The organism is Rhizobium sp. 2MFCol3.1, from assembly GCF_000377565.1.
Classification (GTDB): Bacteria; Pseudomonadota; Alphaproteobacteria; order Rhizobiales; family Rhizobiaceae; genus Rhizobium.
The window spans coordinates 520,054-538,516 of the sequence record NZ_KB898355.1 but is presented as its reverse complement, the minus strand read 5'-3'; the positions used below and the strand labels follow the sequence as shown (position 1 = coordinate 538,516).

The following is an 18,463-nucleotide window of genomic DNA, read 5'->3' as shown; positions in this document are numbered from 1 at the left end:
CCCATGTCAGAAACCCGCATCGAAAAACTCGTGATCATCGGCAACGGCATGGCGCCCGGGCGCATGCTCGAGCACTTGTTCGAGAAGGCTCCGGGCCAGTATCAGGTCACGATCTTCAACGCCGAGCCACGCGTCAATTACGACCGCATCATGCTGTCGCCGGTTCTATCCGGCGAGAAGAGCTACGAGCAGATCGTCATCCATGGCGACGGCTGGTACATCGACCACGGCATCACGCTCTACAAGGGCCACAAGATCGTCGCCATCGATCGCGCTGCCAAGACGGTGACCTCGGACCACGGCGTGACCGAGAGCTACGACAAGCTGGTGATCGCTACCGGCTCCGTGCCCTTCATCATCCCCGTCCCCGGCAAGGACCTGCCAGGAGTTATCACCTATCGCGATCTCGACGACGTGCAGGCCATGCTTCTGGCGGCGCAATCACGCGAGAAAGCGATCGTCATCGGCGGCGGCCTGCTTGGTCTGGAAGCCGCGGCCGGCCTCGCGCAGCGCGGTATGGACGTGACCGTGCTGCATGTCATGCCGACGCTGATGGAGCGCCAGCTCGACCCCGCCGCCGGCTATCTGCTGCAGAAGGCCGTCGAAGAACGCGGCATCAAGGTCATCACCAAGGCCAACACTAAGGCGATTATCGGCAATGGCAAGGTCGAGGGCATCGAGCTCGACGACGGTCGTGTCATTCCGGCAAGCCTGGTCGTCATGGCCGTCGGTATCCGGCCGAATGTCGGCCTGGCGAAGGAGGCCGGCCTTGCGGTCAATCGCGGCATCGTCGTCGATGACGGTATGCGCACCTCGGATGGCGATATCCTCTCGCTCGGCGAATGCGCCGAAGTCGGCGGCATGGTCTATGGCCTCGTTGCGCCACTCTACGAAATGGCCCGCATCGCCGCCTCGCATCTTGCAGGCGACACCTCGCCGGCCTTCGTCCATTCGGACACGCCCACAAAACTGAAAGTAACCGGCATCGATCTCTACTCGCTCGGTGACTTCGCCGATGGCGATGACCGCGAGGAGATCGTGCTGCGCGACGCCACCGCCGGCGTCTACAAGCGCCTGGTGCTGAAGGACAACCGTATCATCGGCACCGTGCTCTACGGCGAGACGGCCGATGGTGCGTGGTTCAACGATCTGAAGAAGAAGCAGACCGACATCACCGAGATGCGCGATACGCTGATCTTCGGACAGGCTTACCAGGGAGGGTCGCCGCTGGACCCTATGGCGGCCGTTGCAGCCTTGCCGGATGATGCGGAAATCTGCGGCTGCAACGGCGTATGCAAGGGCAAGATCACCTCGACGATATCGGCCAAGGGACTGACGTCGCTCGACGACGTCCGCGCCCACACCAAGGCATCCGCCTCCTGCGGCTCCTGCACCGGTCTGGTCGAACAACTGATGTCGCTGACGCTCGGCGACAGCTATAACCCGGCTGCCGTGACCCCGATGTGCACCTGCACCGAACTCGGCCATGACGACGTTCGCCGCCTGATCAAGGCCAAGGGTCTGAAGACGATCCCGGCCGTCATGCAGGAGCTCGAGTGGAAGACCTCTTGCGGCTGTGCCAAGTGTCGGCCGGCGCTTAATTACTACCTCGTCTGCGATTGGCCGGACGAATATGCCGACGACTACCAGTCGCGCTACATCAACGAGCGCGTCCACGCCAATATCCAGAAGGACGGCACTTACTCCGTCGTCCCCCGCATGTGGGGCGGCGTGACGAACGCAAACGAACTGCGCGCCATCGCCGATGTCGTCGACAAGTTCGAGATCCCGATGGTGAAGGTCACCGGCGGCCAGCGCATCGACCTGTTGGGGATCGAGAAGGAAGACTTGCCGGCCGTCTGGGCCGATCTCGGCAAGGCTGGCTTCGTCTCCGGACAGGCCTACGCCAAAGGGCTGCGTACCGTGAAGACTTGCGTCGGATCCGACTGGTGCCGCTTCGGCACGCAGGATTCCACCGGCCTCGGCATCCGCATCGAGAAGTTCATGTGGGGCTCCTGGACGCCGGCCAAGCTGAAGCTCGCCGTCTCTGGCTGCCCGCGCAACTGCGCGGAAGCGACCTGCAAGGATATCGGCGTCATCTGCGTGGATAGTGGTTTCGAAATCCACTTCGCGGGCGCTGCCGGTCTCGACATCAAGGGCACCGAGGTTCTCGGCCTCGTGAAGACCGAGGACGAGGCGCTGGAGCACATCGTGGCGCTGACGCAGATGTACCGCGAGCAGGCCCGCTATCTCGAGCGCATCTACAAATGGGCGAAGCGCGTCGGGCTGGAGGAAATCCGCCGCCAGATCATCGGCGATGCCGACAAGCGCAAGGCCTATTACGACCGCTTCGTCTTCTCGCAGACATTCGCCCAGGTCGACCCCTGGTCGGAGCGCGTCTCCGGCAAGGACAAGCACGAATTCAAGCCGATGGCGACGATCGGCTTTCCCCAGGCAGCGGAGTGAGGAGATGGACATGAACTGGATCTCGATCGGCGACATCTCCGACATCCCGCTGCGCGGCGCGCGTTGCGTGAAAACCCCTCAGGGCAAGATCGCCGTTTTCCGCACGGCGGAGAACGAGGTATTCGCCATCGAAGACCACTGCCCGCACAAGGGCGGGCCGCTGTCGCAGGGGATCGTCCATGCCAAGGCGGTCACCTGCCCGCTGCATAATTGGGTGATCTCGCTGGAAACCGGCAAGGCACTGGGGGCGGATGAGGGCGAGGTCAAGACCATTCCCGTGAGGAACGAGGATGGGGCGCTGTTTATTGCGTTCGAGAGTTTGATGATGGCGGCGGAGTAGTTGAGCTATGGTGGAGCAGATACCCCCCTCTGTCCTGCCGGACATCTCCCCCACAAGGGGGGAGATCGACTCGTTGTGGCGACATCGCCAAACAGTAGATGTTGGAGCGAGCGGGTCCGCCCAGCCAATCTCCCCACCTGTGGGGGAGATGTCCGGCAGGACAGAGGGGGGTGACCACGCTCTCGGTAGCTTGAGAGGGCACCCCCATGCCCACTGAAACCAAGACCACCTGTCCGTATTGCGGCGTCGGCTGTGGTGTGATCGCAACGGTCACCGATGATGGCGCCGTCTCCGTCAAAGGCGATCCCGACCATCCGGCGAACTTCGGCCGCCTGTGCTCCAAGGGCTCCGCGCTCGCCGAAACCATCGATCTCGACGGACGCCTGCTCTATCCCGAAATCGCCGGCCAACGGACGGATTGGGAAGCAGCCCTTGATCTCGTCGCCGACCGCTTCTCGAAGGTGATCGCCGAACACGGCCCGGACTCCGTGGCCTTCTACGTCTCCGGCCAGCTGCTCACCGAGGATTATTACGTCGCCAACAAGCTGATGAAGGGCTTCATCGGCTCAGGCAATATCGATACCAACTCCCGGCTTTGCATGTCGTCCTCCGTCGCCGGCCATCGACGCGCCTTCGGCGCCGACACGGTTCCCGGCGTCTACGAAGACCTCGAACTGGCCGATCTTGTCATCCTCACCGGCTCCAATCTCGCCTGGTGCCATCCGGTCATCTACCAGCGTCTTGCCGCCGCCAAGGCAGCCCGCCCGGGCATGAAGGTCGTGGTCATCGACCCGCGCCGAACGATGACATCTGACATCGCCGACCTGCATCTGGCCATTCGTCCCGACAGCGACGTCGCGCTGTTCATGGGCCTCTTCGCGCATCTCATTTCGGCCGGCGCGATCGATCAGAATTACGTGGCGGGGCACACCAGCGGCTTCAACGAGGCTTTCGCCACGGCCGCGCTGCTTTCCTCCAACGACATCCTTGAGCAAACCGGCCTGCCGGCCATGCAGCTGCGCGAATTCTACCGCCTGTTCACGGCGACCGAGAAAGTCGTCACCTGCTATAGCCAGGGCGTCAACCAATCCTCATCGGGCACCGACAAGGTCAATGCCATCATCAACTGTCACCTTGCCACCGGCCGCATCGGCCGGCCCGGCATGGGGCCCTTCTCGCTCACCGGCCAGCCGAACGCCATGGGCGGCCGCGAGGTCGGCGGCCTCGCCAATATGCTCGCCGCCCATATGGCGATCGAAAATGCAGATGACCGCGATCGGGTTCAGCGCTTCTGGGGCTCTCCGACGATCGCATCGAAGCCGGGCCTGAAGGCGGTCGATATGTTCAAGGCTGTCGCGGACGGCCGCATCAAGGCGCTCTGGATCATGGCGACCAACCCGGTCGTCTCCATGCCCGACGCTGATGCCGTCGAAGCCGCGATCAAGGCGTGTCCCTTCGTCGTCGTCTCCGATGTCTTGCGAGACACCGGCACCACCCGCCATGCCGATGTCTTGTTGCCCTCGCTCGGCTGGGGCGAGAAGAACGGCACGGTCACCAACTCGGAGCGCCGCATCTCGCGCCAGCGTGATTTCCTCGACGTGCCTGGCGACGCCCGCGCCGACTGGTGGCAGCTGGCCGAGGTCGGACGTCGCATGGGCTTTGACGGCTTCGACTACACCTCGCCGGCTGATATCTTTGCCGAACATGCCGCCCTATCCGCCTTCGAGAACGATGGTAGCCGCGACTTCGACATTGGAGCCTGCGGAGCCATCGACGAGGAAAGCTACCGCCTCATGTCGCCATTCCAATGGCCAGCCACACGGGGGCCAGCCCCCATCAGCGATAGCGGCAAGCGCTTCTTCGCTGATGGCCGCTTCTACCATCCGGATGGACGCGCACGCTTCGTCGCCGTCGAGGCCGCCATCTGCGATCGCACTAATTCCGAGTATCCCTTCACGCTCAACACCGGCCGCATTCGCGACCAGTGGCACACGATGACGCGCACGGGCAAAAGCGCCCGCCTCTCCTCGCATATCGCCGAGCCCTTTGCCGAGTTGCATCCGCGTGACGCCATCGAGATCGGCGTCGGCAATGCGACGCTGGTCGAAATCGAAAGCCCGCATGGCAAGGCTGTCGTGCGCGCCTTGATTACCGAGCGGCAGGCGCGCGGCAGCATTTTCGTGCCCATGCACTGGAACGACCAGTTCGCCGCCAGGGCCCGGATCGACGCCGTCGTCGCACCGATCACCGATCCAGTGTCAGGCCAGCCGGCCTCCAAGAACGTCGCGGTGGCGGCAAGGCCGTTCGCCGTTGCGTCCTACGGCTTCGCCGTTTCGGCCATCAGGCCCGACGGACTTGGTACGGCCTATTGGGCGCTGGCCAAGGCCGACGGCGGCTGGCGGTTAGAATTGGCTGTCGATCAACCGGTAGACGATTGGTCACTCTGGTGTCGCCGCACGTTCGCCATTCCCGAGGAGATCGAGCCGCTCGGTTACGTGGATCGGCAATCAGGAGACGTCAGGGTTGCCTTCTTCGAAGGCGACCGGCTTCTCGCCGCCCTCTTCATTGCCCGGCAGCCGGTGGCGGTCGCGCGCAATTGGGCGATCGCGCAGCTTGTCGCGTCGCACGACCAACCGCGCAAGCGCTTCGCTTTGGTCGCCGGGCGCCCTGGCGCCGACATGCCGGATCCTGGTGCCACCGTGTGCTCCTGCCTCGGGGTCGGCGTCAATCAGATCATTGCTGCCGTGCGCGGCGGTTGCCACAGCGTCGAGGCGATCGGCGCGCAAACCAAGGCCGGAACCAATTGCGGCTCCTGCCGCGCGGAAATCAGGGGGATCATCGATGGATGTCTTGCAGCAGCAGCGGAATGACAGCCCGGCCCGGATGGAGCCGCTCTCCAAGCTCCCGGTCTTCTGGGCGCTGGAAGGTAAGCGCGTCGTTATCGCGGGCGGCACGGATGCGGCAGCGTGGAAGGCCGAGTTGCTCGCAGCCTGCGGCGCTCATGTCGAGATATTCGCCGAAGACCTCAGCGAGAGCTGCGCTGCGCTTGTCGCCCGTAAGCCGGAGCATCCGTCCGCAGACATTCGCCACCATCCGCGGGAATGGCGAGCAGCGGACCTCGAACATGCCGCGCTGGCGATCGGCGATTGCGAAAATAGCGACGAAGCCAAGCGCTTCTTTAACGCCGCCCGCGCGGTGGGTGTCTCCGTCAACGTCATCGACAAGCCTGACTATTGCCAGTTTCAGTTCGGTTCGATCGTCAACCGCTCGCCCGTCGTCGTCGCCATTTCGACCGATGGCGCCGCCCCCATCCTCGCCCAGGCGATCCGCCGGCGGATCGAAACCCTCCTGCCGCAGGCGCTGAAGGGGTGGGCGGGATTGGCGCAGGCTTTGCGAGACAAGGTCAACGAACGGTTGGCGCCGGGCCCCTTGCGCCGCGCCTTCTGGGAGACATTCGTCGATCGCGCCCTTTCGAGTTCGGATACGCCGGAGGAGGGCGTTGGCGGGCTGCTTATCGAGGAAGCCGAGAGGCTTCGCGGAGCGCCCGCCCACACATCTCAAGGCCGGGTAACGCTTGTCGGCGCCGGCCCCGGCGACGCGGAGCTGTTGACGCTGAAGGCCGTGCGCGCTTTGCAGGCAGCCGACGTGATCTTGTTCGATGATCTGGTCTCCACTGAGGTGCTCGAGCTTGCCCGCCGGGAAGCCAAGCGGATGCTCGTCGGTAAGCGCGGCGGTCGCACAAGCTGCCGCCAGGAAGATATCAACGACATGATGGTCAAACTCGCCAAGGCGGGTAAGCGCGTCGTTCGGCTGAAATCCGGCGATCCGATGATCTTCGGCCGCGCCGGCGAGGAAATCGCGCATCTGGACCGCAAGGGTATCCCCGTCGATGTCGTCCCCGGCATCACGGCGGCGAGCGCGATGGCGTCCCGTCTCGGCATTTCGCTCACCCATCGCGACCACGCGCAATCGGTGCGCTTCATCACCGGCCACTCCCGCCACGGCGGCCTGCCCGAGGATGTGAACTGGGCAAGCGCCGCCGATCCGCGTACCACCACCGTCTTTTACATGGGCGGCAGGATGGCGGCGCTGATTGCCGAGCAGTTGATCGCCGAAGGGCTTACGCCGTCGACGCCCGTCATCGTCATGAGCGACGTCACCCGGGCCACGCAGCGTGACTGGCGCGGTTCGCTCGATGAGCTCCACGAGGGCATTGCCATCATCGGTTACGATCAGCCGGTGCTGATCGCCGTCGGATCGGCACTCGCCGCGCGCGAGATGGCGGCAACGCATCCCGCCGAACTTGAGCGGGTTGCCGGCTAAATCAGCGATCGCGAGTGCGCCGACGCGAGCCTTCGTCCAAGTGCGTGTATCCGGTCTCTCGTTCGCGCCACCATGAGCCGGGCTACCGGCCGCCTCACCAAGTTCAGGCCACCGTCAGCTTTTCATGGTTCGCATGCCGATGTGCACGGGCGGCATCGGCAATCCGGGAGCATCGACAAATGAGATGCAGCTTGCGGGGGCTCAAGCGCATTTAGCAGGAGCCCGGACCGTTGTACGACATGGATGCAGCTCTGACGCAGGCGATCAACAGCCTGGCAGGCCGAAGCGCGACCCTCGATATGATCATGCTTGCGCTGACCTCTTTCGGCGTGCCGCTGATGGTGGCCGCCGTCGCCCTGCAATGGTGGCGACATAAGGATCGGATGCGAACGCGGCATGTGCTCGTCTCCGCCGGCTGCGCCTTTCTCCTCGGCCTTGGCATCAACCAGATCATCCTGCTTTTCATCCAGCGCGCCCGTCCCTATGAAGCCGGAGTCACGCACCTGCTGATCGCGCCGACCGTCGATTTCTCCTTCCCCTCCGACCACTCCACCGCCGCATTCGCGATCGCCGCGACCTTCCTGCTGCACAAATCACTCCGCTCGGGATTGGCGTTCCTCGTGGTCGCGGTTCTGGTCTGCTTCTCGCGCATCTATGTCGGCACGCATTACTTCAGCGATACGATCGGCGGCGCGGTGGTCGGGATTGCGGCGAGCCTGCTGGTCGCAGCGGTCTACCGCGAGGGCTCGCGCGCCGACCGTCTCATCACCGGCATTCTGTAGACCGGCGGATACAAGATGGCATCGTTTGTCGCATCATTCGTGCAGTTTCTCAGCGCGCAACCGCACCTCGCTTACGGAGCGGTCTTCCTCCTCGCTCTTTCCGAATCCGTCCCGGTCATTGGCGCCGTCATTCCGGGCACGGCGATCATCGTTGCCTTGAGCGCCCTGGTGCCCAGCGGCGTGCTTGCGCTATGGCCACTATTGGCCGCGGCAATAGCCGGCGCGATCGCAGGCGATGGCATCGCCTTCTGGCTTGGCCATCGATATCACCGTCATATCCTTTCGCTGTGGCCGATCAGCCGGTATCCGGCGGTGATCGCGCGTAGCGAGGCGTTCTTCGAACGACATGGCGACAAGAGTGTCTTCATCGCGCGCTTTGCGCCGGGCATCCGCGCCTTCGTTCCGCTGCTCGCCGGCATGCTCGCAATGCCGGTTCGGCGCTTCTATCTCGTGAATATCCTCTCCGCCGTCGTCTGGGCTCCGTCGCATATCCTGCCGGGCGTCCTGGTCGGCGCATCGTTTGGCGCGCTTGGATCGTCCGCCAAGCCGGTGGCGATCGTAGCGGTTCTGCTGATCGTCCTTGGCTGGCTTCTCTTGACGGGCACGCGGTTTTTCGTGCGCTTCGCGGCCCCTCGCCTCGCCGCCCGCATCGAGCGTCTGCGCATGTGGGCGGATAGTGATAACTCGCGCATGGCACGTCTGCTCAGCCGCTTTCTCGACCCCGATCGCCCGCAGCTTCGCATCCGCGCCCTGGTTGCCGCGTTGCTTGTCGGTGCGCTCTGGCTGTTTGCGGGCATCCTGGAAGATGTGGCGACCCAGGACCCAATCGTCGTCATGGACCAGGCGATCTTCCAGGCGTTTCAGGAGCTGAGGACGCCGATCGGCGACGCCATCATGATCGCCGTCACCGAACTCGGCGACACCCGTGTCGTGGTGGCCGTCACGGCTGTCGTCTTCGCGTGGCTCGCCTGGTCACGCGCCTGGCGCGCCGCGGCCTTCTGGTTGCTTGCCGTTGCCGGTGGGTCGGCGCTCAATACCGCGATCAAGGTTGCCCTGCATCGCGCACGTCCAAACGAGCTTCTCTATTCCGGCTGGAGCGCCTTCTCGTTTCCGAGCGGGCACAGCACGGTCAACATGGTGCTCTATGGCTTCTTGGCATTCCTGATCGCGCGCGGACTACAGCCTGCATGGCGCGTCACGGTCGTCGCGGCGGCAGCTTTGTTGGTGTTCGTCATTGCGTTCTCACGCGTCTATCTTGGCGCGCACTGGTTGTCCGACGTCGTCGGCGGCGTGCTTTTCGGGTTCGCGTGGCTGGCGCTGGTCGGCCTGTTTTTCCTCGGGCGCCCCGGCGACAAGATCCGGCCAGCGCCATTGCTGCTGGCCGCCCTTCTGGCGGTCGCCGTGGCCGGCGGCGGAAACATCTATGCAAATCATTCCGTCGATATCGGGCGATATGCACGTCAGATATGAGAGGTGATCATCCACCAGGATGTATCTCATGGAGCGGTCGAATTTCGACCGCTCCATGTCTCGTCATAGAGGTCTTACTGCTTGTTTGCGAACTTGCGGCGCGCCGCGCGCGATACGCTCTCGGCAAGGATCAGCAGGCAGCCGACAAACAGCAGGACAGCGCCCAACGTGCCGCCGATAATGCCAGCCTTCGCGGCGAAGCCCACGGCAATGATCAGAAGCAGCGACAAGAGCGCAAGCGCGCCGTCATCGATGAACATGCCGATCAGTTCATCGAAGGCAATCTTCAGAATTTTCATCGTGCAAGCTCCGCGTGCGAATTGTGATACTGGCGCAGCATCTTGACTGCAATGAAGGAGAAGACGGCCAATACGCCGAAGATCGGCAGCAGCGAGAGGTCAGCGCCGGGCCATTCCGTGCCGATGCCTTCGCCGACCCAGAAGATGCCGAAGGCGCTGAGCAGCAAGCCGACCACGAACTTCAGGCTGTTTTCCGGAACGGTCGACAGCGGCTTGTGAACGAAGAGGCCGATGATCAGCACGAGGATGCAGGCAGCGGCGGCACCGAGGCTTGCATAGCCGATCATGCCCTGGCCCGCGCCAGTGGCGATGACGATAAACACGACTTCCACGCCTTCCAGAAGAACGGCCTTGAAGGCTGCGAGACCAGCGAGCCAATTGGCGCGCTTGTCCATGGCCTGTCGGCGCAGGCTGTCGGTTTCCGCCGCGAACGCCTTTTCCTCGTCGTGAAGCGCGATGAAGCCTGAGGCGCGAAGGATGGCCTTGCGAAGCCAGCGCAGGCCGAAAAGGATGAGCAGCGTGCCGATCACGAACTGCATCACATCGATCGGAATAAGGCCGAGTAGCGGTCCGAACACCAGAACGAGCAGGGCAAGAACGGCGAGCGCAAGGCCGGTGCCGATGAAGGCCGGGCGCCAGCTTTGCGTGACGCCGACGGCGAGAATGATGGTGAAGGCTTCGACGACCTCGACGAAGGAGCCTAGGAAGGCGGCTGTTATCGTCGAGCCGATACTTGTTATTGTTGTCATAGCAGTGATCCGTAGTGTTTCATGGTAGGATTTTCAGTTCGTTTCAGGCCGGAAGCACGGTGCAGCACTCCGGCGGAAGGGAGAAGGCAAGGGCTGAACCGGGGCGTTCGCTCCTTGGCCAGTCGATGCGAATGAGATCGCTGCCGACCCTGACGTGCACGCGCCAGCAGCGTCCGTGGAAGGCGCTGTCCACGACTTCGCCGGTCAGGTTATTGCCGGGATACTCCGATGCCGGCCGGCCGTCCTCTGGCCGGACGACCAGCATCGCCTGGCCGCTCAGGCGGCCGGAGCTGTGGTTGAGGGTTGCACCATTGGCGGCAACGCTGAAGCGGTCATCGCTCGCCGTGCCGCTGATCAGCGAGAAGCCGCCGAGGAAGCGGGCGACGAAGGCGTTGGCCGGGGCCGCGTAGATCGATTGCGGTGCTGCGAACTGGACGATCGATCCATGATCCATCACCGCCAGCCGGTCGGAGACCGCCATGGCCTCGACCTGGTCATGGGTCACGTATACCGCCGTCATGCCCTCAGCGCGGATGAGACGCATCATTTCGGAGCGCAGGTCGTCGCGCAGCGCTGCATCCAGGTTGCTCAAGGGTTCATCCAGCAACAGAAGGCGCGGCCGCATGGCGAGACAGCGGGCGATCGCCACACGCTGCTGCTGGCCGCCCGACAATTCACTTGGGCGGCGGTTTGCCAGGGCACCGAGTTGGGTGATCTCAAGCGCATGGTCGACGCGCTTGCGGATCTCCGCCTTCTGCAGGCCCCGGACTTCCAGGCCGAAGCTGAGGTTCTGGCGCACCGACATGTGCGGCCAGAGCGCATAGTCCTGGAAGACGAGCCCGACATTGCGCTCTTCGGCGGGAACGGTCGCCTTCTTAGACCACACGGTTTCCCCCTGGATGCGGATTTCACCGGCATCCGGCAGGATGAGCCCCGCTATCGAGCGCAGCAGCGTCGACTTGCCGGAGCCGCTGGCGCCGACCAGCGCCACGACCTCGCCGGGCGCGACCGAGACGTCGAGCGTGTTAAGGACGATCTTGCCGCCGAGCGACTTTGTGAGGGATGTGCATTCTAGCGCGGCGTGGGTCATGCTCCGGCCTCCAGGGAAAGGTTGCTGGTTTTCTTGAAGATCACGCCGATGGCGGCGATAATCGCGACAAGGCAAAGCGCGACCAGGGCGAGCGCGCAGGCGACGGCGTCGCGGTCCTGCAGGAAGTCGTTGACGATCAGCGCCGGTAGCGCCGGTCCGGCATTCGGCATGAGGAATTGCGACATCGGCAGCTCGAAGATCGACCGGATCATCGTCACGCCGAAGGCGACGACGATCGCCCGGCGGATCAGCGGAATGACAACGCGACGCAGGTGCTGCATCGGCGACGCGCCCGACAGCCGAGAGGCTTCGCCAAGCGACGGGCCGAGACGATCCAGCGCTGCCCACAGGAAGATCAGGCAATAGGGCAGCGCCGCCGCCACATAGCCGATGACGAGCAGGAAGCGAGAGCCGTAGAGGCCGGTATCGCGAAAGCCCGTCAGGCGGTTGTAGACGAGGATGTAGCCGAATGCGAGGATGATGCCGGGGATGGCCACGGTCGTCATGGCCAGGCCGGAAGAGACGATGCGCGTCGTCGCCGAGGCGATCGAGATGCGATAGGCGAAAAGCGTCGCGAAGACCACCGCGATGACGGCCGCGAGGAAGCCGTAGCCGAAGCTCCAGAGCAGGGCTTGGCCGGCCTCGCTCGACGGATCGAAGACTGCGCGCATCGCATTGAGCGAAAAATTGTCGGGCGACAGCGCTGCGGTGAGCGACACGGTAAACGCCCTGACGACGATGGCAAACAGTGGTAGGCCCGCGGCGCCGATGGACAGGACCAGCATGGCGATCACGGCAAGCGGTTGCCAGGCGCCGAGGCGGTATTTCACGAGTTGACGGTTGCGGCCCGAGACGAAACGGGTATCGCGGTTGCCGCCGGTGAGTGCGGTTGCGGCGACCGAGCCGGAGACCAGCACGACCAGGAGCAGTGCCTGTGCCCCGGCACCGGCGAAGTCGATCGGGAAGCTCGCCGTCGCCGCGTAGATGTTGTAGGCGAGAAGGCCGAAATTCATCGACCGGGCAATGGTATTGGCGATGCCGAAATCGCCGACGATCTCCGCGAAAACTGTAAGCACCGACAGCGCGATGGCAGGTAGGAGCATCGGCACGATCACGCGCCGCACCGTCGGCCACGCACCGGCCGAGGCCATGCGGGCGGCATCGATGAACTCGCCGCCGAGGCCTTGCAGGCGCGAGCGGATGACGAAATAGGGCACCGGGAAAAGCGACAGCGCCAGCACCACGAGCAGTCCGGGCGGGCCGAAGAAGCCGGAGGCGCTTTCGGGTGTCAGGATGCCGAGCTTGACGAGATAGCCGCCGGGCGACATCAGCAAGACCCAGGCCAGCCCTTTGAGATAGCCCGGCGTTGCGAAAACGACCCAGGGCAGAGCCAGCCACAAACGGCGGAACTTGATGTCGGTCAGAGCGAGCAGCAGCGCCAGTGCGGCCCCGGTCGCGGTCGACACTATGGAGCCGACCAGCGCCAGCAGAACCGTGTTGACGATGCCCCGGAACAGGCGGGGAGAGCTGAACAGCCGCGAAATGGCATCAAACGTCAGCTCGAAACTCGGCGCGACGGGATCAAACAGCTTGGGCAGCACGGATTGTGCGAGGACCAGCAGCAGCGGCAGCCCGATCAGCACGAAGGCGACAAACCACAGGAGGGGCGCACCGCCCGTCCAATTGCGTCTGCCTATCTTCAAAGAACCAGTCATGAATAGCGATCTCTTGGGTAAACGAGAGAGGAGACGCGGCGGTAAACCGCGTCCCTTCGAAGGATCGGATCAGGGAACGAACTGATCGCGGAACCACTGCTTCCACTCGGTTTCGCCGGCGGCGGCCTGCTTGTCGTCGAGAATGTGCCAGGACGCGGTGTTGTCGGTACGATTGCCCTTGGCCTGGACGCCATTGATCAGCGGCGCGAAGTAGCTGTCACCACCGGTGTTGGTGTACATGGCCGCAACGGCTTCCTTGGTCAGCAGGAACTGGATGAAGGTCTTGGCCATGTCCTCGTGCTTGGAAACCTTGGCAACGCCGATGCTCGACGGAATGGCAACGACGCCATCGGTCGGATAGACGACCCTGATCGGCTCTTTCTGCTCGATGAGGCCGTAGATGGCGGTATCCTGCTGGATGGCGATAGCCGTATCGCCCGTGATCAGCGACTTGTTGAGCGCGCCGCCGCTTGGAATGCCGGCGATGGCCTTGTTGGTCAGGATCTTCTGCAGTTCGGCCTTGCCTGCCTCGACGCCCTTGTCGGCAAAATAGCCGGACAGCCACTGGAAGGCGGGACCCGACAGGTTCGGGTCCTTGGCGCCAACCTCGCCCGCGAACTTTTCCAGGTCGGTCCAGGTCTTCGGCAGTTCGGCATTGCCGATCTTGTCGGTATTGACGGCGATCGCCGTGGTAGAAACCGTGATCGGGAAATAGGCCTGGTTCTGCGGCAGGAGGCGACGGCCGAGATCGGTGTAATCGACCTTGTCGGCAAGACCCTGCTCGGACTTCAGGATGCCCTGCTCGGCCAGACGGCTCATGACGGCCGAACCCTCGACCCAAAGCACGTCGAATTTCGGATTGTTGCCCTCCGCGGCGACCTTGCCGAGAAGTTCGCCGGTCGACAGGCGAACCAGATCGACTTCGATGCCGGTCTTCTCCGTGAAGGCCTTTGTCGCAGGCACGACTGTGTCGAGCGCCGAATAGACGACCAGGTGTTCGGCGGCCATCGCGGTGCTGGCGACGGTGATCGCTGCGGATGCAAGCAGTGCTGCGGCTATATATTTGCTCATATCTCTATATCCTCGAGACTGATTTGATGGGGGCAAAGAATGCTCGCGCAGGATATCAGATTATTGTTTCAATCATTTGACAAACAATAATAAATCGACATTAAGTCGATCACCTTTTGACGCCCCTTTTTAGCCATGCCTTGTCGATGGCGCCGCGCAATTCGCCGAGTTTTTTCAGCGAGGCGAAGGCGGCGTCGCGATCCTGGGCTGCCAATGCCACGATCATCGCTTCGATCAGGACGATGGTCGCGCCGTGCATGGAGAGATGATCCGCCCGACCGCGCGGCACCGGCAGCACTTCGGCAACGCGCTTGCGGACGAAAGGCGCAAGGCTGTCGCCAATCAGTACGACGGTGAGTTCGTGCTCTTCCGCATAATCGAGAACGACGGAAATTTCCCGGTAGACCGGGGCATAGGCGATCATCACGATGACATCGCCCTTTCGCGCCGTAAGCAGGCCATCGGCCAGCGCGACGCCGCTATCGGACAGAGCCGTTGTCGGCAGGCCCAGCCTGTTGAACTGAAGGCAGACATAGTCGGCGACGCTGCCTGATGGGCCGATGCCGAAGACGAAGCGGCGCGGAGCGGCGAACACCAGCTGAACGGCATGCCGGAAGGCGTCTGCGAACTCGGCGCTCTCCATCACCTGCAGGCTTTCGCGATGCTCCTCCAATACGTGACTGAGGATGCCATCCGGGTTTTCGTTCAGATCTTCCAGCGTCTGCTTGAGGCGCGCTTCGGGGCCGCCCGTAGTGAGATCCGCGAGAATGGCGGCGCGAAGGCTCGACAGACCATCAAAGCCAAGCGAGCGGGCGGTGCGAACGACCGTGGCGTCGCTGGTACCGGCCTGCTGCGCGATATCGGCGGCCGAACCCAAGAGGACGGCGGCTTTCTGGCTGCGGAAGAACGAGGCCATTTTCTGCTCGGCCGGCGACATGGAGGGCAACGCCTCTTCGACCCGCTGATCGAGCGTGATGTCCGCCTCTGGCAATCCGGTATTCATCGAAACACTCGCTTGTCGATTTCACTACATTTCGATCTTATCCGAAATGTTTATTTCATGAACATGACAATCGCGAGGCTTGTGAAAAAGAATCCGCGAGTGTCGTTTCATGCCCGCGACGGAACTCTGCACAGCGCGCGAGATATAACTTGACTATTAAACTCATAAAATAATAGACGGAGGTCAATTCCAAGGGAGTGACCACCAATGCGCCTCACCGGCAAGATCCAAGCACTAGCAGCCGCCCTCTTCCTCTCGACCGCCTTGCCGGCTCTGGCCGATACGGTCACCATCAAGGATGTGACGGGCCGAAGCGTCGAAGTGAATACGCCCGTGAAGCATATGATTCTCGGCGAAGGCCGGCAGATCTACTTCCTCGCCGCTCTCGACAAGGAAAACCCCTTCGAACACGTGGTCGGCTGGCGTGATGATCTCCCCAAGGCGGATCCGGAATCCTATGACGCCTATCTCGCCAAGTATCCCGATATTGCCAAGCTGCCGACATTCGGCGGCATGAAGGACGGCACCTTCGATATCGAGCAGGCGGTGGCGCTGAAGCCCGACGTCATCCTGATGAACATCGACGCCAAGACCGCGACTGAAGAAGCAGGCTATATCGAAAAGCTCGGCAAGGTCGGCATTCCCCTCGTCTACGTGGATTTTCGCGAGAAGCCGATGGAAAACACCGAGCCGAGCATGCGCGTCATGGGCCAGCTGATGGGCAAGGAAGCGGTCGCCGAGGATTTCATCAAGTTCCGCGCCGACAGCATTAAGCGCGTGACCGACGTGCTCGATAAGAACAACCCGAAGAAGCCGGTGGTCTTCGTCGAACGCGCCGGCGGCTATTCGGATGATTGCTGCATGTCTTTCGGCAACGAGAATTTCGGCAAGATGGTCGAAATCGCCGGCGGCATCAACATGGCCAAGGACATCATTCCCGGCACGTTCGGAACGGTCAATCCGGAGCAGGTCATCGCTTCCAACCCGGATCAGATCATCGTGACCGGCGGCAATTGGGACAAGTACGTCCCCGGCGGTGCATGGGTGGGCGTCGGTTACGGCGCGGACCTGAAGGAAGCCCAACGCAAGCTCGAGGCACTGACCAAGCGCCCGGCCTTCACCGGCGTCAAGGCTGTATCGGATGGCAATGTGCACGCCATCTGGCACCAGTTCTACAACAATCCCTACCAGTTCGTCGCGATCCAGGAGATGGCGAAGTGGCTGCATCCGGATCTCTTCGCTGATCTCGATCCTGAAGCGACATTCAAGGAGCTGCACGCCCGCTTCCTGCCGCTGGACTACAAGCAGGGCTATTTCGTCTCTCTGAAGGACATGTGAGCATGGCTGTCAGCGCCATCGAGACTTCGGCAGCGGGGCGCGTGCAATATCGCGCCCTTGCCTTGCGCCGCATCGTGATCCTGCTCGCGCTCACCATCGCGTTGTGCTTCAGCATTGCGCTCGATATGGCGCTCGGACCGGCCAACTATTCGCTATCGGACGTGCTTTCCGCACTTGCCAACCCGAGTGCGGTGGCCGCGCAGCTGCGGGTGATCATCTGGGATATCCGCATGCCGATCGCCCTGATGGCGGTCACGGTCGGCGCGTCGCTGTCGGTTGCCGGCGCGCAGATGCAGACCATCCTTTCCAACCCGCTCGCCAGCCCCTTTACGCTGGGGATCTCGGCGGCGGCGAGTTTCGGCGCAGCACTGGCTTTGGTGGGCGGCGTTTCGCTGTTTCCCGGCGCCATCCAGTACATGGTGCCGCTCAACGCCTTCCTGATGGCGATGGCCGCGGCCCTTTTCATCCATTTCGCCTCGACGATGCGCGGCGTGAGTGTCGAGACCATCGTGCTGCTCGGCATCGCGTTGGTCTTCACCTTCAATGCAGCCCTGTCGCTGCTCGAATATCTGGCCTCCGAGCAGGCGCTTGCAGCCGTGGTGTTCTGGACCATGGGCAGCCTGACCAAGGCGACATGGCCGAAGGTCTGGTTCACGGCCGCCGTTCTCGTCGTGACCGTTCCCCTGTTCATGAAGGATGCCTGGGCGCTGACCGCACTGCGGCTCGGCGACGACAAGGCGGCCAGCATGGGCGTCAACGTGCGTCGCCTGCGGCTGCAGACGATGATGATCGTCAGCCTGCTCGCCGCCATACCGGTCTCCTTCGTGGGCACAATCGGCTTCGTCGGCTTGGTCGGCCCGCATATCGCGCGCATGGTCGTCGGCGAGGATCAGCGCTTCTTCTTGCCGGGAGCCGTCATCTGCGGCGCGCTTCTTTTGTCCGTGACATCGGTGGTGAGCAAGATGCTCATTCCCGGCGCCATCCTGCCGATCGGCGTGATCACGGCGCTGGTGGGCGTGCCGTTCTTCTTCGTCCTCATTTTCAGCAACAGGAGACGCGCATGGTAGCGCTCGCGCTCAAAGACGTTGGCGCGACCTATGGTCGGGTCAAGGTGCTCCAGGATGTCGGGATCGACGATCTTCGCGGCGGCAGCGTCACCGCGATCATCGGGCCCAACGCGGCCGGCAAGTCCACGCTCTTCAAGCGCATCGCCTCGCTGATCAAGGGACCGGGGCTGGTCGAGCTTTCCGATACCGAGGCCGGTCCGCGAACGATCTGTTACATGCCGCAGGACACCGGCGCCAATGCGGTTCTGACAGTCTACGAGTCGGTCTTGCTGTCCGCAAAGCAGGGCAGCGGTTGGAGGGTTGCCGACGAGGAGCTGGCGGCAATCGACCGGCTATTGAAGGCGCTGCGCATCGACGAACTCGCGTTTCGTGGGCTTGGCGAACTTTCCGGCGGCCAGCGCCAGCTGGTCTCGCTTGCGCAGGCGCTCATTCGCAATCCGGAAGTCCTGCTGATGGACGAGCCGACCTCGGCGCTCGATCTGCACCGGCAGGTGGAAGTTCTGGACTTCATCTCCGCCACCGCCAAACGCGACGGCATGATCGTCCTCATCGCGCTTCATGATCTCAATCACGCTCTGCGCTATTGCGAGAACACCGTCGTCATCAGCAACGGCAAGATGGCGGCGAGCGGCAAGACCGGCGACGTGATCACCAAGACCATGCTGCGCGATATCTACAAGATCGACGCGCGTATCGAGCACTGCTCGCGGGGAACGCCGCTCGTCATCGTCGACGGCGCGATCTGATCGC

At 63.0% G+C, this 18,463-nt stretch carries 15 protein-coding genes; 9 read left to right on the top strand and 6 right to left on the bottom strand.

Annotation, left to right across the window (positions count from 1 at the left end):
* Positions 1 to 3: 3 nt before the first annotated feature.
* The 6 genes from nirB (at position 4) to D460_RS32815 (ending at position 9,381) form a co-directional block, all read left to right on the top strand.
* Positions 4 to 2,466 (top strand): nitrite reductase large subunit NirB, encoded by a 2,463-nt coding sequence (gene nirB, locus D460_RS0108330; protein WP_018898081.1) that lies wholly within the window; start codon positions 4 to 6, stop codon positions 2,464 to 2,466.
* A gap of 4 nt (positions 2,467 to 2,470) precedes the next feature.
* On the top strand, positions 2,471 to 2,806 hold the full coding sequence (gene nirD, locus D460_RS0108325) for a nitrite reductase small subunit NirD (RefSeq protein WP_026282921.1): 336 nt from the start codon (positions 2,471 to 2,473) through the stop codon (positions 2,804 to 2,806).
* 206 nt (positions 2,807 to 3,012) lie between these two features.
* On the top strand, positions 3,013 to 5,676 hold the full coding sequence (locus tag D460_RS0108320) for a molybdopterin-dependent oxidoreductase (RefSeq protein WP_018898079.1): 2,664 nt from the start codon (positions 3,013 to 3,015) through the stop codon (positions 5,674 to 5,676).
* On the top strand, positions 5,648 to 7,129 hold the full coding sequence (gene cysG / locus D460_RS0108315; RefSeq protein ID WP_018898078.1) for a siroheme synthase CysG: 1,482 nt from the start codon (positions 5,648 to 5,650) through the stop codon (positions 7,127 to 7,129). Before D460_RS0108320 ends, cysG begins: the two co-directional genes overlap by 29 nt.
* Before the next feature lie 239 nt (positions 7,130 to 7,368).
* Entirely contained in the window at positions 7,369 to 7,911 is a 543-nt protein-coding gene (locus D460_RS0108310; protein ID WP_018898077.1) for a phosphatase PAP2 family protein, read from the top strand.
* A 15-nt stretch (positions 7,912 to 7,926) separates the two neighbouring features.
* Positions 7,927 to 9,381 (top strand): bifunctional DedA family/phosphatase PAP2 family protein, encoded by a 1,455-nt coding sequence (locus D460_RS32815; protein ID WP_018898076.1) that lies wholly within the window; start codon positions 7,927 to 7,929, stop codon positions 9,379 to 9,381.
* Between the two features lie 74 nt (positions 9,382 to 9,455).
* On the opposite strand, the gene D460_RS0108300 is transcribed toward D460_RS32815, so the two are convergent.
* From D460_RS0108300 to D460_RS0108275, 6 genes are all read right to left on the bottom strand, one after another.
* Positions 9,456 to 9,680: a hypothetical protein gene (locus D460_RS0108300; RefSeq protein WP_018898075.1), complete on the bottom strand. Its 225-nt coding sequence runs from the start codon at positions 9,678 to 9,680 to the stop codon at positions 9,456 to 9,458.
* Positions 9,677 to 10,429 (bottom strand): COG4280 domain-containing protein, encoded by a 753-nt coding sequence (locus tag D460_RS0108295; protein WP_018898074.1) that lies wholly within the window; start codon positions 10,427 to 10,429, stop codon positions 9,677 to 9,679. The genes D460_RS0108300 and D460_RS0108295 overlap by 4 nt, the downstream gene beginning before the upstream one ends.
* Positions 10,430 to 10,472: 43 nt before the next feature.
* Entirely contained in the window at positions 10,473 to 11,519 is a 1,047-nt protein-coding gene (locus tag D460_RS32810; protein ID WP_018898073.1) for an ABC transporter ATP-binding protein, read from the bottom strand.
* Positions 11,516 to 13,234: an ABC transporter permease subunit gene (locus D460_RS0108285; protein ID WP_018898072.1), complete on the bottom strand. Its 1,719-nt coding sequence runs from the start codon at positions 13,232 to 13,234 to the stop codon at positions 11,516 to 11,518. The genes D460_RS32810 and D460_RS0108285 overlap by 4 nt, the downstream gene beginning before the upstream one ends.
* A 69-nt stretch (positions 13,235 to 13,303) precedes the next feature.
* On the bottom strand, positions 13,304 to 14,305 hold the full coding sequence (locus D460_RS0108280; RefSeq protein WP_018898071.1) for an extracellular solute-binding protein: 1,002 nt from the start codon (positions 14,303 to 14,305) through the stop codon (positions 13,304 to 13,306).
* A 109-nt stretch (positions 14,306 to 14,414) separates the two neighbouring features.
* Positions 14,415 to 15,308 carry a MurR/RpiR family transcriptional regulator gene (locus tag D460_RS0108275; RefSeq protein WP_018898070.1) on the bottom strand — a complete coding sequence of 298 codons (894 nt, stop codon included), beginning with the start codon at positions 15,306 to 15,308 and terminating at the stop codon, positions 14,415 to 14,417.
* A gap of 207 nt (positions 15,309 to 15,515) precedes the next feature.
* Here D460_RS0108275 and D460_RS0108270 point away from each other — a divergent pair, with 207 nt between their 5' ends.
* Genes D460_RS0108270 through D460_RS0108260 form a run of 3 tightly spaced genes read left to right on the top strand, consistent with a single transcriptional unit; the run spans position 15,516 to position 18,459 of the window.
* Complete coding sequence (locus D460_RS0108270) at positions 15,516 to 16,646, top strand: ABC transporter substrate-binding protein (protein WP_018898069.1); 1,131 nt, start codon at positions 15,516 to 15,518, stop codon at positions 16,644 to 16,646.
* Between the two features lie 2 nt (positions 16,647 to 16,648).
* Positions 16,649 to 17,713, top strand: coding sequence for an iron ABC transporter permease (locus D460_RS0108265; RefSeq protein ID WP_018898068.1), 1,065 nt, complete (start codon positions 16,649 to 16,651; stop codon positions 17,711 to 17,713).
* Complete coding sequence (locus D460_RS0108260) at positions 17,707 to 18,459, top strand: ABC transporter ATP-binding protein (protein WP_018898067.1); 753 nt, start codon at positions 17,707 to 17,709, stop codon at positions 18,457 to 18,459. Before D460_RS0108265 ends, D460_RS0108260 begins: the two co-directional genes overlap by 7 nt.
* The last annotated feature ends 4 nt before the right edge of the window (positions 18,460 to 18,463 follow it).

What these genes read in the sequence shown, in the direction of transcription:
- nirB (WP_018898081.1), top strand. Translation starts at nt 4, where the DNA reads ATGTCAGAAACCCGCATCGAAAAACTCGTGATCATCGGCAACGGCATG.
- nirD (WP_026282921.1), top strand. Translation starts at nt 2,471, where the DNA reads ATGGACATGAACTGGATCTCGATCGGCGACATCTCCGACATCCCGCTG.
- D460_RS0108320 (WP_018898079.1), top strand. Translation starts at nt 3,013, where the DNA reads ATGCCCACTGAAACCAAGACCACCTGTCCGTATTGCGGCGTCGGCTGT.
- cysG (WP_018898078.1), top strand. Translation starts at nt 5,648, where the DNA reads ATGGATGTCTTGCAGCAGCAGCGGAATGACAGCCCGGCCCGGATGGAG.
- D460_RS0108310 (WP_018898077.1), top strand. Translation starts at nt 7,369, where the DNA reads ATGGATGCAGCTCTGACGCAGGCGATCAACAGCCTGGCAGGCCGAAGC.
- D460_RS32815 (WP_018898076.1), top strand. Translation starts at nt 7,927, where the DNA reads ATGGCATCGTTTGTCGCATCATTCGTGCAGTTTCTCAGCGCGCAACCG.
- D460_RS0108300 (WP_018898075.1), bottom strand. Translation starts at nt 9,680, where the DNA reads ATGAAAATTCTGAAGATTGCCTTCGATGAACTGATCGGCATGTTCATC.
- D460_RS0108295 (WP_018898074.1), bottom strand. Translation starts at nt 10,429, where the DNA reads ATGACAACAATAACAAGTATCGGCTCGACGATAACAGCCGCCTTCCTA.
- D460_RS32810 (WP_018898073.1), bottom strand. Translation starts at nt 11,519, where the DNA reads ATGACCCACGCCGCGCTAGAATGCACATCCCTCACAAAGTCGCTCGGC.
- D460_RS0108285 (WP_018898072.1), bottom strand. Translation starts at nt 13,234, where the DNA reads ATGACTGGTTCTTTGAAGATAGGCAGACGCAATTGGACGGGCGGTGCG.
- D460_RS0108280 (WP_018898071.1), bottom strand. Translation starts at nt 14,305, where the DNA reads ATGAGCAAATATATAGCCGCAGCACTGCTTGCATCCGCAGCGATCACC.
- D460_RS0108275 (WP_018898070.1), bottom strand. Translation starts at nt 15,308, where the DNA reads ATGAATACCGGATTGCCAGAGGCGGACATCACGCTCGATCAGCGGGTC.
- D460_RS0108270 (WP_018898069.1), top strand. Translation starts at nt 15,516, where the DNA reads ATGCGCCTCACCGGCAAGATCCAAGCACTAGCAGCCGCCCTCTTCCTC.
- D460_RS0108265 (WP_018898068.1), top strand. Translation starts at nt 16,649, where the DNA reads ATGGCTGTCAGCGCCATCGAGACTTCGGCAGCGGGGCGCGTGCAATAT.
- D460_RS0108260 (WP_018898067.1), top strand. Translation starts at nt 17,707, where the DNA reads ATGGTAGCGCTCGCGCTCAAAGACGTTGGCGCGACCTATGGTCGGGTC.